Genomic DNA, 13,662 nt, shown 5'->3' with positions numbered 1-13,662 from the left:
GCGCAGGGTGGAGGTTGATGTCACGTGGGACTCCTTCGTCTCAGAGAAAGCTATCGCATTCTCGCGCGGAAGTTTCTCTATGCCTTGGCCGGCGGCGCCGTGCTGTCGCGCACCACGAGGCTCGTCGCGAGGTCGACGCGTGCCGCGCGCAGCGTGCCGCGGTGCGCGTCGAGGGCGAGCAGCGCCGCCTGCTCCCCCATCTCGGCGAGCGGCTGGCGCACGGTCGTGAGCGGCGGCCCCGACCAGCGCGCGATCTCGAGATCGTCATAGCCGACGACCGACAGCTCGCGCGGCACCGACAACCCCAGCATCCGCGCCGCCTCGAGCACGCCGAGCGCCATCAGGTCGTTGCCCGCGAAGATCGCGGTCGGGCGGTCGGGAAGCTGCAGCAGCTCGCGGCCGAGAGCGAGGCCGTCTTCGCGCAGGAAGTCGCCCCAGCGCAGAGCGTCGGCGCGGAACGGAACGCCGGCCTCGTCGAGCGCCGCGCGGAAACCGGAGACGCGAGCGCGCGAGCACATCATGTCGTGCGGGCCGCCGATGACCCCGATCGAACGGTGCCCGAGCTCGAGCAGGTGCCGGGCGGCCTGCACGCCTCCCGACCAGTTGGCGCTGCCCACGGAGGGCACATCGGGTGCCGGGTCGCCGGCCGGGTCGAGGATGACGAACGGGATGCCGCGCAGCGCGAGCCGCTCCTTCGACGCCTTCGGCAGATCGCTGAACACCAGCACGACGCCGGACGGCCGGCGCTGCAGCACCTGATCGAGCCACTCCGGCCCCGGGGTGTGCCGGTCGCCGCTCTCGGTCAGCACCACGCTCATGCCCCGCGATACCGCGGCACGCTGCACCCCGCGGATGATCTCGATCGCGAACGCCGACTCGACCCGCTCGAAGACCAGCTCGACGAAGGGCTGGCGATGCCGCTCGGCGGGCGGGCTGTAGCCGTGGGTGCGCAGCGCGCGCTCCACCCGCTCGCGCGTCTCGGCCGAGACGCCCGAACGCCCGTTGAGCACCTTCGACACCGTCGAGGGCGAGACCTCGGCGGTACGCGCGATGTGGGTGAGAGTGGCGGCCGACTTGCTCATGCCGGCCATTCCTCGACGAGGTGCGTCGCGACGCGGAAGGCGTTCGCGACGATCGTGAGCGTCGGGTTCACGCTGCCGTTGGTCGGGTGCAGCGACGAGTCGCACACCACGACGCGCCGAGCGCCCCAGAGCCGCCCGAAGCGGTCGGTCGCGCCCGTGGCGGGGTCGTCGCTCATGCGCGCGGTCCCGCAGCTGTGCTCGCCGGCGGCCGAGGCCGTCGCCGTGCCGAGCAGCCGCCGCACCTCGCGCGCACCCGCCGCCTCGAGCCACGCCGCGCTCTCGCGCGCGAGCCCGGCCTCGACCTCGTGCGAGGCGGCGTGCACGTCCTTGCGGAGGCGCGCGCCCGGCTTCCCCCAGCGATCGAGCACGCCGGCCGCGAGCGACACGCGCGACGACGGCAGCGGGATCTCCTGCCCCATCGCGAACACCCCGAAGGAGTAGGCGCGCCCCTCGCGCATCCACTCCTTGTGCCTCGCTCCCCACGCGGGCACCCCGGGACCGGGCTGCAGCGCGCTGGTCAGCGGCAGCAGGCTCATCAGGTCGACGAGCACCCCGCCGCCCCACGGCACGGAGGGGCCGTGCACGTGGTCGAGCGTCGCGATCGAGTGCCCGGGCCCGATGAAGTTCTTGACCTTCTGCTCCACCGTGCCGAGCACGGTCGAGGTGCGGTGGTCGTGGATGTGCCGGCCGAGCTCGTCGTTGCCGAGTCCGCTCGCGAGCAGCAGCCGCGGTGTCTCGACGGCGCCGGCCGACACGACGACGACATCGGCGCGCACCGTCAGCTCGGTGGGGTGCGCGTTCACGTTCGCCATGATGACGACGGATGCCCCGCCTGCGGCATCCGTCACCTCGATCGCCTCCGCGTCGTAGAGCACCCGGCAGTTGCCGGTCGAGACCGCCCGCGGGATGAAGGTGTTGTGCGCGCCGTTCTTCGCGTTCACCGGGCAGGCGTGGCCCACGCACTGCGCGCAACGCACGCAGGCCGGCCGCCCCTCGTGCGGGACGCTGTTGAGCGCGAGCGGGATCGGCCCCCAGCCCCAGCCGAGCCGGTCCGCGGCCGCGGCGAGCAGCTCGCGCGCGGGCTCGGTGCCGAACGGCGGCATGGGGTAGCCCCTGGTGCGCGGCGTCCGCCGGGTCAGCGCGCCCTCCTCGCCGGCGACGCCGAGCTCCCACTCGGCGCGTGTGTAGAACGGCTCGAGCTCGTCGTACGAGATCGGCCAGTCGGCGAGGCTCGCGCCCTCTGGATTGCCGTAGACCTCGCGCATCCGGAAGTCCTCGGGCATGAACCGCCATGCCATGCCCTGCCAGATGCGGGTGCCGCCGCCGAACGCGTCGGCGTTCAGCCCATAGCGATTGGCATCCCCGGTGCCATCGATGATTTCATCGCCGGCATCGGACTCGTGCACGCGCGGATGCCCCGCACCGGGCCCCACGCGCACGCCGTACACCGCGTTGCGCTTGTCGTGCAGGTGGTCGTTCCGCAGCAGCCGATTCGGCACGGCGGGCATCCGCTCGACGAGCAGCACCGACTTGCCGGCCTGCGCGAGCACCTGCGCGGCGACGCCGCCGCCCGGCCCGCTTCCGATCACGATCGCGTCGTAGTGATCGGCGACGGATGCTGCGTCGAGGCCGTCCGGCAACTCCGGCTCCACGATCTGGGCGCCCTCGGGCACGTGCCGGAAGCCGATCATGCCGAGGCCGACGGGGTCGCCGCGCCGCGCGTCCGCGGCGTAGAAGCCCTCGTAGGCGATGCGCCGGAGCGCCGCGAAGTCCTCGCTGCCCGCGCCGCCCTCGATCTCGTGCAGGATCGCGTCCTGTTCTGCTGGCAAGAGATCACCGAAGCCGGACCCCGGCCGTGCGGCGGCCGCGCTGTCGTCGAGCCGGGCGCTGAGGGATGCGAGGCCGGGAGCCGCCTCCAGCGGCTCCCGCCCCGCGACCCTCAGGTACTCGGCTACTCCCCCGTCCCAGCCGGCAGGCCAGGAATCCGCGGGGATGATGCGGTCGACCGCGGCACGCAGTGCCCGGTCTTCGACGATCCCCTCCCGATCGTCGCTTCCCACGTGATCAACGTCCTGCGAGCGACCCACCGATGCCGCCGACGCTGAAGTACCTGTTCAGCACCGAGAACACGATGATCGGGGGCGCCATCATCACGACCGCGACGGCCATGACGAGACCCCAGTTGGTCTGGTTCTGCTGGAAGAACGTCTGCAGACCGACCGGGAGCGTGAAGTTGATGTCGCTGCGCAGGAAGACGACGGAGATCAGGTAGTCGTTCCAGGCGAGCAGGAAGGTGAAGATCGCCGTCGACAGCACGCCGGGCAGCGAGTTGCGCAGCACCACCCGCACGAATCCGCCCGCGACGGAGCAGCCGTCCATCCAGGCGGCCTCCTCCAGCGAGATCGGGATCGAGTCGTAGTACGCAGCCATCATCCAGATCGCCACCGACATCGACTGGCCGACGAAGATGATCACGACGCCGAGCAGGTTGTCCACCAAGTGCAACTGCGCGAACAGCATGTACAGCGGGATGACAGCGGAGACCACCGGCAGCGATTGCACGACGAACAGCACCAGCGAGTAACTGGACACCAGCCGGTTGCGGCCGCGCGAGAGCACGTAGCCCGCGGGCGCCGCTGCCAGCAGTGAGACGATGACCGTCAGCAGTGCGACGAAGAGGCTGTTCTCGAGCCAGTACACGACGTTCGTCGATTCGAAGACCGTCGCGAAGTTCTGGAACGTCCACCCGGTCTCGTTGCTGCCGAGCGCCGGCTGCAGCGACAAGTAGAGGACGCCCAGCACGGGCAGCAGCAGGATCGCGGTGACGATGAGGATGAGGGTGAAGCGCCACCACTGGCCGCGCGTGCCCTCTGTGTCGATGCGGCCCTTGCCGCCGCTGCGGTGCAGCACCATCGCCCGCGTGCTGTCGGGTTCGACTGCGACGCTCATTCGATGTTGACCTTTCTGATCTGGCGGTAGAGCACGACCGAGACGACGACCAGCACAGCGGTCATCAGGAAGGCGATCGCGGTACCCGAGCCGGTGTCGAAGTTCTGGAAGACGGTGCGGTACGCGGTGACGATCAGCGTCGAGGTCGCGTTGGCCGGCCCGCCGCCGGTCAGCAGGAAGATGGTCGGGAAGTCGTTGACGCACCAGATGGTCATGAGGATCCAGCTGATGAAGGTCGAACGCGAGATGAGCGGCATCGTGATGCTGCGGAAGGTCTGCCACGCCGAGGCGCCGTCCACCTTGGCCGCCTCATAGACGTTGGTGTCGACCGACGCGAGCGCCGAGCCCATCATCATCATCATGAAGGGGAAGCTGATCCACACCTTGAACAGGCAGACGGTGATCTTCGCCAGGGTGGGGTCTGCGAGGAAGTACACGTAGTGCCCGGTCATGGCGAAGATCAGGATCTGCACCGGGCTCTGCGGCGTCGCCATCAGCCAGTTCCAGGCGGTCGCGGACACGACCGTCGGGACGACCCACGGCAGCAGCAGGAGGACCTTGAACGCCGGGCCTGCCGGGATCTTCGTGCGCAGCAGCAGCGCGAACAGCAGGCCGATGACCCAGCTGCCGAACACGCCGACCACCGTGAAGATCAGGGTGAACAGCGCACCGTCCCAGAACCAGCCCGCCGTGAGGACGTTGACGTAGTTCTGGAAGCCGATCCACGGGCCCAGCGCCAGCAGGTTGCCCTGCCGCAGCGACTGCATGCCCGCGTACAGCAGCGGATAGAGGTTGATCAGAAGAAGAAGGATCAGCGACGGCAGCGCGAAGTAGACGAGGGTCGCCGCTCCGCGAGACGGGCCGCGGCGCTTCGCGCCCGGCCCACCCGAGCGGGGGCCGGCGCCTGCGACGCCGACCCCCTTTCGTGCCTGCTCGATCCCGGTTGCGACGGATGTCGACATTCAGGGCTCCTCGTGCAGGTGGTGACTGGTATTCGGGTTGCTTGCGCGGCTCAGCTCTTGAGCTTCGCCAGGCTGTCCTTGATGCCGTTCTGCAGCGTGGTGAGCGCGCTCTTGGCATCCGTCTTGCCACCGTAGATCGACTGGGCGAAGGTGTCCATGATCGGGGTGCCGTCCACCGTGGTGACGCCGAGGAACAGGGAGTCGGAGCCGGGGGCCGCCCAGGTGTGCGAGATCGGCTGGTACTCCTTGATGATCTTGACCTGGTTCGGGTCCGACTGGAACTCGGGGGTCTCGGTGATCGACTTGAGCGGGGGAAGGCCGATGCCCGTCTTCTGGGTCCACAGCGTCTTCATGTTCTGGTAGTAGAACGTGAGGAAGTCGTTGGACGCCTTCTGGCTCGGGGTGTTCGTGTACATCATGATGTTGTTCGGGAAGTAGAGCATGCCCTGCTTGCCCGAGTCGCTCTTCAGCGGCGAGACGATCTTCATCGCGGCGCCGACGTCGCCGCCGATGGCCGCGGCGTTGCCCGCGCCCTCCCAGCCCATGGCGAACTTCTTGTTCTTCCACTGGGTCTGGCCGTTGTCGGAGGTGTACTGCACCGAGCCTGGGTCGACGTAGCCCTTCGAGACCGCCTCGAGCACGAACTCGATCGCCTCGGTGTTCTCGGGCGTGACCACGTTCGGCTCGTGGTTCTCATCGAACAGGCCGCCGCCGTTGTTGATCATCAGGCCGACGAGGATGTGGCCGCCGGTGTAGGCGCCCGCACCGGCCGCGACGCCGAAGCCGTAGTAGCCGGCCTTCTTCAGCACCGCGCAGGTGTTGAGGTAGGACTGCCAGTCGGTGGGCACCTCGGCGCCCGCCTGCTGGAACAGCTGCTCGTTGTACCAGAGCACGCGCATGTCGAGGTTGTAGGGGACCGCCGCGTAGCCCTTGTCCACCTTCATGGTGTCGAGCAGGCCGGGCAGGAAGTCGTCCTTCAGGCCGTTGCTCTCCCACGAGGCGATCGCGTCGTCGGCGTAGGCGATCTTGCCCTGCGACTCGAACAGGAAGGCCTGGGTGCCGCCGCCCGAGCTCACCGCGGGGCCGGTGTTCGAGGCGACCGCCGATGAGAACGTCTGGGTGAAGTTCGCCCAGGGGACGTTCTGGTACGTGACGCTGGTGACGCCGTCCGCGCCCTTCCAGCCCGTCGCGATCTTCTTGTCGGTGGGCGCGAAGGTCGTGCCGCCCCACGGCATGTTCCAGAACTTCAGGGACTTGCCGCCGCCCCCGCCACCACCGCCGGTGGTGCCGCCGCGGCTGCAGGCTGCGAGAAGGGTGCTAGCAGCGACCCCGCCCGCGACTCCGATGAACGTGCGACGCGTGAACGCGGCGCCCGACTGCTGTGCCATCAGTCGTTCCTTCCGTCCCGTCTAAAGCGCGGGACATTTGCTCTTCGTTGAACAAAACATTTCCGAGCAGGCCTCGGCGTCAAGAGTGACGTGGCTATTCCTACCGTGCCCCTGAGGGGATGTCAATCGACGCGCCCGGCACGTCGGAAGCCTCCCCCACGGACGCGTTTCGGACCCGTTCAGCAGCAAATTTGCTGGTCACAGCCAAATTCACGGAAAAACTGGCTAACCGGTTCAGTAATCGCGTTCTGAAATGCCCCCCGGACGGGGGTGCTGACCGTTTCCGGCTCACAGCAAATCGTGACCCAAGCGAAGCTTTCCAGCACGATTCGCGAAAACTATCGCGACGCCTTCGCCGCTCAAGAAACCACACGAGCCGGGCCCGACCCCGTCGGAACCCGGCTCGTGCTGAAGCAGACCGCTCAGGCGATCGTCACGCCCACCAGACGCACATCGGCCACCGTGACGGGGTACGCCTCGCCCGTGATCGCGACGACCGCGCGCGGCGTCGAGGCGCCCCCGAGATCGCGCAGCACGGCCTTCTTCTCACTCGTGATGCCGCCGCCCGTCGCATCGCCTACCGCGTCGTCCGCCGCCGGCGCGATGCCGGCGTGCGCGGCGATCCACAACTCGATGTCGCCCGGCTCGACGATCCTGGTCAGACTGCGATCCGTGAACGCGAATCGCGTCGTGGGAACGGTGAAGGTCACCCGCTTCGACTCCCCCGGCTCGAGCAAGACCCGGGCGTAGCCGACGAGCTGTTCCACGGGCCGCACCACGGTGCCGATGACGTCGTGGCCGTACAGCTGCACGACGTCGGCACCTGGCCGGGTTCCGGTGTTGGTGACGGTGACGGATGCCTCGAGCGTGCCGCCTGCGACGACCGACTCCTGCACCTCGAGCCCGCCGTAGGCGAAGCTCGTGTAGCCGAGCCCGAAGCCGAACGGCCGCAGCGGCGTCGAGTCGGTCGACGTGACGTCGGAGGACCCGCCGAGGATCGGATGCCGGTAGGTGTAGGGCTGAGCGCCCGTCGAACGCGGCAGCGACACGGGCAGCCGGCCGGAGGGGCTGGCGGCGCCCGTGAGCACGTCGGCGATCGCGAGACCGCCGCCCTCGCCGGGGAAGAACGCCTGCAGCACCGCCGCGGGGGCAGTCTCGCCGTCGAAGGCCCACGCGATCGCGTACGGCCGGCCGGTGAGCAGCACGAGCACCGTCGGCGTGCCTGTCGCGACGACGGCCTCGACGAGCTCGCGCTGGACACCCGGCAGGTCGAGCGACTCGGTGTCGTTCCCTTCGCCGACCGTGCCACGGCCGAACAGGCCGGCCTGGTCGCCGACGACCACGATGGCGAGGTCGGCGCCCGCGGCGGCATCCGTCGCCTCGGCGAAGCCGGACGTGTCGTCGCTCTCGTTGTCGCAGCCGACCGCGAACACGAGCTCGGGCACCGCGAGGCCGGCGCCCTCGAAGGCCTGCGGAAGCGCCTCGAAGACCGTCGGGATCTCGAAGCCGAGCGGGAACTCGGGGTGGTGCGCGAGCACATGGTTCGCGAAGGAGTAGCACCCCTGCAGCGCCTCGGCGCGGTGAGCGTTCGGGCCGATCACCGCGACCGTGGCGCGCGGCGCTCCGCTGTTGAGCGGCAGCGTGCCGTCGTTCGACAGGAGCACGACGGATTCCTCGGCGAGCTTGCGCGCGAGGCGCCGGTGCTCGGGCGAGTCGAGGTCGATCTCGGTCGGCGGCTCGTCCTCGTAGGCGTCGGGCTCGAGCAGGCCGAGCTCCTCCTTCTGGCGCAGGACGCGCAGCACCGAGCGGTCGACGTAGGCCTCGTCGAACTCCCCCGCGCGGATGCGCGCGGCGAGCGGCTCGAGGTAGGCGTCGCCGGTGGGCAACTCGACGTCGATGCCCGCCTCGAGGGCGAGCGCCGCGGCCTCGCCGCGATCCTTCGCGACCGCGTGCATGACCTGCAGGAACGCGACCGCGAAGTAGTCCGCGACCACGACGCCGTCGAAGCCGAGGCGGTCGTGCAGCACGTCGGTCAGCAGCGGGGTATTCGCCGCCATCGGAATCCCGTCGACGTCCACGTAGGCGTTCATGACGGACTTGGCGCCGCCGTCGGCGATCGCCATCTCGAACGGCGGCAGGTAGGTGTCCGCGATCTCACGCGGGCCGGCATAGACCGGCGCGTGGTTGCGCCCGGCGCGCGAGTCCGAGTAGCCGACGAAGTGCTTGAGGGTGGCATGGATGCCTGCCGCCTGCAGCCCCTTCACGTATGCCGTGCCGACCGTGCCGACCAGGTACGGGTCCTCGCCGATGCACTCGTCGACGCGGCCCCAGCGGGGGTCGGCGATGACGTCGAGCACGGGGGCGAGGCCCTGGTGCACGCCGAGCTGCTTCATCGAGTCGCCGATGACGCGACCGACCTGCTCGACTAGCTCCGGGTCGAACGACGCGCCCCATGCGAGCGGGGTCGGGAAGGTCGCGGCCTGCCAGGCGGCGAGGCCGGTGAGGCACTCCTCGTGGACGAGCGCCGGGATGCCGAGGCGCGTCTCGCGCTTGAGTCGGCGCTGCTCGTTCCAGAGCCAGGCGGCGCGCTCGGCCGGCTCGACGGGGCGGGTTCCGTACACGCGGGTGTACTGCCCGAGCCCGTTCTTGGTGATCTCGGAGAGCTGCTCGCCGCCCTTCTGGCCGGCCGACATCTCGCTCTGCATGGGGGCGACGACGCCGTTCTGATCGAGCCAGTACCCGACGAGCTGGGCCAGCTTCTCTTCGAGCGTCATCTGCGCGTGCAGTGCGCGCACCCGCTCGGAGACGCGCGGCATCGCGGCGGGAGCTCCGCCTTCTGTGGTGGTCATGCTCTAGCCCTTTACTGCGCCCGTCAGACCCCCGACGATGCGGCGCTGGAAGATCGAGAAGAAGATCAGCGCAGGAAGCATCGAGAGCGACGTGAACGCGAGCACCTTTGCCGTGTCCTGAGAGTACTGCGACGAGAACGCCTGTACACCGAGGGGCAGCGTGAAGTTCGACTGCGAGTTGAGGATGTACAGCGGCAGCACGTAGTTGTTCCATGCGCCGATGAAGGCGAGGATCGCGACCGTCACGACGCCGGGCAGCGACAGCGGGATGACCATGCGGAAGAAGAAGCCGAGGCGGCTGGCGCCGTCGATCGACGCCGCCTCTTCGATCTCCTTCGGGATGGCGCGCAAGAACGGCACCAGGATGATCACGGTCGTCGGCAGGCCGAAGGCGATCTGCGGGATGGCGACGCCCATGAGGTTGTCGACGAGTCCGAGGTCCTTGATGATGATGTACAGCGGCGTGATCGCGATGACCAGGGGGAACATGAGGCCCGCGGCGAACAGCGAGTACATCGCGCCCTTGAACTTGAACTCGTAGCGGGCGAGCACGAAGCTCACCATGACGCCGAGCACGACGACGCCGGCGGTCGTCACGACCGCGACGATCATCGAGTTCCCGAACTCGCCCCAGAAGGTCGTCGAGGTCAGCACGTTGACGTAGTTGCTGAACACCCAGGGGTGCGGCAGCCCGGCGGGGCTCGTGGTGATCTGCGAGTTCGTGCGGAAACCGCCCAGCACGATGTACAGCACCGGCGCGATGCACACCGCGATGAGCAGCAACGCGATGAAGTACGTACCGGGGTTGCCCCACTTGCGAGGCGTGTCGCGGTCGACGGGACCGCTCGCCCTCTTGCTCGCCCTGGCGGGCGCTGCAGCGGTGGCGCTCATCAGTTTGCCCCCTCGGTGACGGCGCCCTGGAGATCGCGGCGCAGGATGAAGCGCTGGTAGAGCAGCGCGATGATCAGCGAGATCAGGAACATCACCACGGCGACGGCGCTGCCGTAGCCGTAGTTGCCCGCCATACGGCCCTGGGCGACCATATACGTCGCCATGGTCGAGGTGCCGGCGGTCGAGGCGATGTACTGGCCCCAGATGATGTAGACCAGGTCGAACAGCTGCAGCGAGCCGATGATCGACAGGAACGCCCAGATGCGGATGGTCGGTCCGAGCAGCGGCAGCGTGATGCGGCGCTGGATCTGCCAGTAGCTCGCACCGTCGATCTGTGCGGCCTCGAACAGCTCCTCAGGGATGGACTGGAGGCCCGCGAGCATCAGGATCACGGCGAAGCCGATGTACTTCCACGAGATGATGCCCATCAGCGACCAGATCGCGATGTTCGGATCGGAGAGCCAGTCCGCCTTCAGGAATCCGAGCCCCACGGCCTGCAGCAGGCCGTTCAGCGCGCCGCTCGACTGCAGCATGAGGCTGAAGCCGGTGCCCACGATGACCTCGGAGATCACGTACGGCACGAAGATCAGCACGCGGATCAGCGCGCGCCCGCGGATCTTCTGGTTCAGCAGCAGCGCCAGCACGATCGCGAGCGGCCCCTGGATCACCAGGGACAGCACCACGATGATCAGGTTGTGCCAGAGGACCTGCTGGAAGGCAGGGTCCGTGAGGATCAGCTTGTAGTTGTTCAGGCCGATGAAGTCGGTGGCGGGCCCGTAGCCGTGCCACCGGAAGAAGCCGTAGTAGGCGGCCAGCGCGACCGGGAAGATCACGAAGCCCACGAAGACGATGACCGCGGGGCCCGACAGGACCGCGATCTCGAGTCGCATACGGCCCCTTCCGGAGCGGCGCTTGGCCGCTCGCGGCGGGGTGGGGGACGCGGCCTGCGCGCCCCCCACCCCTGAGGTGCCCTGCGACTGCCGGCCGATGACGGCCTCAGTGCCCAGGGTGTTGCTCATGTGTTGCTACTCAGCCCTTCGCCGCTGCCGCGTTGGTGTCCTTGACGATGTCCGCCGCGCTGCCCTTGCCCGCGAGCAGATTGACGACCGCGGTGTTCATCGCGTTGCCGACGTTCTGGCCGTAGAGGGTGTCGAGGTACTGCGAGGCGTAGGCCGCCTTGTTGAAGGCCTGCAGAGCCGACACGTTGTACGAGTCGGTCACGACCTCCTGCGCCTCCTTGTTGACGGGGATCGACTGGAACGCCTTGGCGTAGGCCTCCTGCTGGTCCTTCGTCACGAGGAACTCGAGGAACTCGGTCGCCTCCTTGGGGGCGTTCTTCGAGACGGAGTAGCCGTCGATGCCGCCGAGGAGCGCGCTCGGGTCGCCCTTGCCGCCCTCGACCGAGGGGAACGGGAACCAGCCGAGGTCGGGGAGCGGCTTCTGGTCAGGCGTCAGCGACGCGATCACACCCGGGTCCCAACCGCCCATGAGCTCCATGGCCGCCTTGTGGTTGGCGAGCAGACCGGCCGACGAGCCGGCGCCCTGCTGGGCGGCGGTGGTCAGGAAGCCGTCGTTGAACGGGTCGGTCTTGAGGAACGACGCGAGGTCCTGGCCGGCGGTGGTCCAGCACTTGTCGTCGAACTTGAGGTCCTTGGCGGTCTTGTTCAGCACGTCCTGGCTGCACTCGCGGATGGCGAAGTTGTAGTACCAGTGGGCGGCGGGCCAGGCGTCCTTGGCGCCGACGGCGATCGGCGCGACGCCGATGCCCTTCAGCTTGGCGACATCGGCCTCGAGCTCGGCGATCGTGGTCGGGGTCGAGGTGATGCCGGCCTGCTTGAACAGGTCCTTGCTGTAGTAGATACCCTCGGGCAGGAAGTCGAGCGGCACGGCGTAGACCTTGCCGTCGATCGACTCGCCGGCGAGCGCCGCGGCGCCCGCGTTCTTCTTGGCGGCGTCGGAGAGGTCGAGCGCCTGCAGCTGCCCAGCGTCGACCTCCGCCTGCATCTTGCCGCCACCGCGCTGCAGGAAGATGTCGGGCGCCGAGTTGGCGTTGAGCGCGGTCTGGAGCTTGCCGTCCAGGTCCTCGTTCTGGATCGACTGGACCTTGACGGTCACGTTCGGGTGCGCCGCGTGGAACGCCTTTGCCGCGTCCTCGAAGTACTGCGCACCGGGGCCGGTCGTCGAGTTGTCCCAGACGGTCAGGGTGACCTTGCCGCCGTTGGAAGACGAACCGTTGTTCGACGAGCCGCCTGCGCAGCCCGTGGCAGCCAGGGCCACGCCCAGGCCGAGCGCGACGACCGCCGCGCCCGTTGCTTTCCTCATCATCGAAGGAAACTCCTTTGTGTTGTCGTCATTGACGCTGTGGTGATTGAGCGGAATTTGTTGCGACCGCGGCTAAAAGCATCCGTGATCGTGACGCCGTTTGTCAAACGTTGTCGATAACGTTTTATACATCTACTCGCTGTGGCTGGGAGTGACCTTCGGCCTGGAGTACGGTTCTTGTCATGAGCGTGGATGCCGGCGTCCCCCCCGTCCTGGGACGGGTGACGATCACCGACGTCGCGCGCGCCGCAGGCGTCTCCGTCGCCACGGTGTCGAAGGTCATGAACGGCCGCTACGGCGTCGCCCCCGCGACCTACGAGCGCGTGATGGCGGTCGTCACCGAGCTCGGCTACGAGACCTCCCTCATCGCCGCGAGCCTGCGGCGCAGCAAGACCAATGTCATCGGCGTGCTGATCACCGAATTCGAGCCGTACTCGGCCGAGCTGCTCAAGGGCATCGGCTCCGCCGCGCACGGAACGGGCTACGAGCTGCTCGCCTACGCCGGCTGGGCGGAGGACTCGCCGCGCGACGGCTGGGAGCGCCGCTCCCTGTCGCGCCTCGCCGGCACGCTGATCGACGGGGCGATCCTCGTGACGCCGACCGTGCTCATGCCAGAGACCTCCGTTCCGGTGGTCGCGATCGACCCGCACACCGGCCGCGGCGGCCCGGCGACGGTGGACTCCGACAACATCGGCGGCGCCCGCGCCGTCACCGACCACCTGCTCTCGCTCGGGCACACCCGCATCGCCCACCTGCGCGGCCGCACCGACCTCGAGTCGTCCCATCTGCGCGAGCAGGGCTACCGCGCGTCGCTCGAGGCGGCGGGCATCGACTTCGACCCCGACCTCGTGCTCGACGGCGAGTACCGGCGCAAGGAGGGGCGCGAGCGCACGCTCGACCTGCTCGACCGGACAGAGCCCCCGACGGCGATCTTCGCCGCCAACGACCTCTCGGCCCTCGGCGCGATCGCCGCCGCCCAGGAACTCGGGCTGCGCGTGCCCGAGGATGTGTCAATCATCGGCTTCGACGACATCCCCGAAGCCGGCCGCTCGGAGCCGCAGCTCACCACCTTCGCCCAACCGCTGCACGCCATGGGCGCCGAGGCATTCCGGATGCTGATGGAGCAGCTCACCGGCGGTGAGAACGGCCGCCGCCACGAGCACCTGCTCGGCTCTCTCGTCGTGCGCGAGAGCACGGCGCCGCCACTCACGAGGTAACA

The 13,662-nt window shown here is 68.7% G+C and carries 10 protein-coding genes; 1 reads left to right on the top strand and 9 read right to left on the bottom strand.

All coding sequences use genetic code 11. From position 1 onward, the window contains the following. Positions 1–77 precede the first annotated feature (77 nt). The 9 genes from ABD708_RS09035 to ABD708_RS08995 all read right to left on the bottom strand — a co-directional run bounded on the left by ABD708_RS09035 (position 78) and on the right by ABD708_RS08995 (position 12,446). Positions 78–1,082 carry a LacI family DNA-binding transcriptional regulator gene (locus ABD708_RS09035; protein WP_344753564.1) on the bottom strand — a complete coding sequence of 335 codons (1,005 nt, stop codon included), beginning with the start codon at positions 1,080–1,082 and terminating at the stop codon, positions 78–80. Beyond that, entirely contained in the window at positions 1,079–3,142 is a 2,064-nt protein-coding gene (locus tag ABD708_RS09030; protein WP_344753562.1) for a GMC family oxidoreductase N-terminal domain-containing protein, read from the bottom strand. Before ABD708_RS09030 ends, ABD708_RS09035 begins: the two co-directional genes overlap by 4 nt. Positions 3,143–3,146: 4 nt before the next feature. Beyond that, a complete protein-coding gene (locus ABD708_RS09025) occupies positions 3,147–4,031 on the bottom strand; it encodes a carbohydrate ABC transporter permease (RefSeq protein ID WP_344753560.1) in 885 nt (294 codons plus the stop codon). Next, complete coding sequence (locus ABD708_RS09020) at positions 4,028–4,993, bottom strand: carbohydrate ABC transporter permease (RefSeq protein ID WP_344753558.1); 966 nt, start codon at positions 4,991–4,993, stop codon at positions 4,028–4,030. Before ABD708_RS09020 ends, ABD708_RS09025 begins: the two co-directional genes overlap by 4 nt. A 50-nt stretch (positions 4,994–5,043) precedes the next feature. Further along, positions 5,044–6,381, bottom strand: a complete 1,338-nt coding sequence (locus ABD708_RS09015) for an ABC transporter substrate-binding protein (protein ID WP_344753556.1) — start codon at positions 6,379–6,381, stop codon at positions 5,044–5,046. A gap of 422 nt (positions 6,382–6,803) precedes the next feature. Next, positions 6,804–9,230 carry a beta-xylosidase/alpha-l-arabinosidase gene (locus tag ABD708_RS09010; RefSeq protein ID WP_344753554.1) on the bottom strand — a complete coding sequence of 809 codons (2,427 nt, stop codon included), beginning with the start codon at positions 9,228–9,230 and terminating at the stop codon, positions 6,804–6,806. Positions 9,231–9,233: 3 nt separating this feature from the next. Beyond that, positions 9,234–10,121 (bottom strand): carbohydrate ABC transporter permease, encoded by an 888-nt coding sequence (locus ABD708_RS09005; protein WP_344753552.1) that lies wholly within the window; start codon positions 10,119–10,121, stop codon positions 9,234–9,236. Beyond that, positions 10,121–11,140, bottom strand: coding sequence for a carbohydrate ABC transporter permease (locus ABD708_RS09000; RefSeq protein WP_425553269.1), 1,020 nt, complete (start codon positions 11,138–11,140; stop codon positions 10,121–10,123). The genes ABD708_RS09005 and ABD708_RS09000 overlap by 1 nt, the downstream gene beginning before the upstream one ends. A 10-nt stretch (positions 11,141–11,150) precedes the next feature. After that, on the bottom strand, positions 11,151–12,446 hold the full coding sequence (locus tag ABD708_RS08995) for an ABC transporter substrate-binding protein (protein ID WP_344753551.1): 1,296 nt from the start codon (positions 12,444–12,446) through the stop codon (positions 11,151–11,153). A 179-nt stretch (positions 12,447–12,625) separates the two neighbouring features. On the opposite strand from ABD708_RS08995, the gene ABD708_RS08990 reads away from it, so the two are divergent. Beyond that, positions 12,626–13,660, top strand: a complete 1,035-nt coding sequence (locus ABD708_RS08990; protein ID WP_344753550.1) for a LacI family DNA-binding transcriptional regulator — start codon at positions 12,626–12,628, stop codon at positions 13,658–13,660. Positions 13,661–13,662 lie beyond the last annotated feature (2 nt).

It is taken from the genome of Gryllotalpicola koreensis (assembly GCF_039538185.1).
Classification (GTDB): Bacteria; Actinomycetota; Actinomycetes; order Actinomycetales; family Microbacteriaceae; genus Gryllotalpicola; species Gryllotalpicola koreensis.
The sequence above is the reverse complement of the archived record's forward strand: the minus strand, read 5'-3'. Positions and strand labels throughout refer to the sequence as shown.

Coding starts and splice junctions, on each gene's coding strand:
- ABD708_RS09035 (WP_344753564.1), bottom strand. CDS start 1,082: ATGAGCAAGTCGGCCGCCACTCTCACCCACATCGCGCGTACCGCCGAG.
- ABD708_RS09025 (WP_344753560.1), bottom strand. CDS start 4,031: ATGAGCGTCGCAGTCGAACCCGACAGCACGCGGGCGATGGTGCTGCAC.
- ABD708_RS09020 (WP_344753558.1), bottom strand. CDS start 4,993: ATGTCGACATCCGTCGCAACCGGGATCGAGCAGGCACGAAAGGGGGTC.
- ABD708_RS09015 (WP_344753556.1), bottom strand. CDS start 6,381: ATGGCACAGCAGTCGGGCGCCGCGTTCACGCGTCGCACGTTCATCGGA.
- ABD708_RS09010 (WP_344753554.1), bottom strand. CDS start 9,230: ATGACCACCACAGAAGGCGGAGCTCCCGCCGCGATGCCGCGCGTCTCC.
- ABD708_RS09005 (WP_344753552.1), bottom strand. CDS start 10,121: ATGAGCGCCACCGCTGCAGCGCCCGCCAGGGCGAGCAAGAGGGCGAGC.
- ABD708_RS09000 (WP_425553269.1), bottom strand. CDS start 11,140: ATGAGCAACACCCTGGGCACTGAGGCCGTCATCGGCCGGCAGTCGCAG.
- ABD708_RS08995 (WP_344753551.1), bottom strand. CDS start 12,446: ATGATGAGGAAAGCAACGGGCGCGGCGGTCGTCGCGCTCGGCCTGGGC.
- ABD708_RS08990 (WP_344753550.1), top strand. CDS start 12,626: ATGAGCGTGGATGCCGGCGTCCCCCCCGTCCTGGGACGGGTGACGATC.